A 738-nucleotide genomic window follows, 5' to 3' on the forward strand; every position below is an offset into this window, starting at 1 on the left:
TGGAGCGGGCCGTCGCCTACCTGACGGACCGGAAGGCGTTCGGGTCGCCGCTGATCGACTCGCAGGCACTGCAGTTCCAGCTCGCCGACATGCGCACCGAACTGGAGGCGGCCCGCACCCTGCTGTGGCGGGCGGCGGCGGCGCTCGAGGACGGCGCCCCCGATGTCGTCGAGCTGTGTGCGATGGCGAAGCGGTTCGCCACCGACACCGGTTTCGAGGTCGCCAACAAGGCGCTGCAACTGCACGGTGGTTACGGCTATCTTGCCGAGTACGGAATCGAGAAGATCGTCCGCGACCTGCGGGTGCATCAGATCCTCGAGGGCAGCAACGAGATCATGCGGGTGGTCATCGCCCGCAGCGTCATCGGAAACAGAGGAGCGGCATGAGCGACGCGGTACCCACGGAACCGGACGTTCTGATCGAGAAGCGGGGCGGGCTGGGCCGGATCGTGCTCAATCGGCCCCGGGCGATCAACGCCCTCAATCACGGCATGGTCCGGCAGATCGCGGCGGCCCTGGCCGAATGGTCCGGCGACGACGCGGTCCGGGCGGTGGTGATCACCGGTGCCGGGGAGCGGGGCCTGTGCGCGGGCGGCGACATCGTGTCGATCTACCACGACGCGAAGGACGGGGGCACCGGTTCGCGGGAGTTCTGGCGCGAGGAGTACCTCCTCAACGCGGCCATCGCGCGCTACGGCAAGCCGTACGTGGCGATCATGGACGGCATCGTGATGGGCGG

2 protein-coding genes are annotated in these 738 nt (G+C 68.7%); both read left to right on the forward strand.

Features of this window, described 5'->3' with window-relative positions; genetic code table 11:
- Positions 1-386 (forward strand): acyl-CoA dehydrogenase family protein (locus tag G9373_RS45510; protein WP_277346762.1); only part of this gene is annotated, 386 nt, incomplete at its 5' end.
- A partial coding sequence (locus G9373_RS45515; RefSeq protein ID WP_206034026.1) for an enoyl-CoA hydratase/isomerase family protein occupies positions 383-738 on the forward strand: 356 nt, incomplete at its 3' end. The genes G9373_RS45510 and G9373_RS45515, both read left to right, overlap by 4 nt.

Source organism: Rhodococcus sp. A14 (assembly GCF_011603105.1).
GTDB classification, from domain to species: domain Bacteria; phylum Actinomycetota; class Actinomycetes; order Mycobacteriales; family Mycobacteriaceae; genus Rhodococcus_F; species Rhodococcus_F opacus.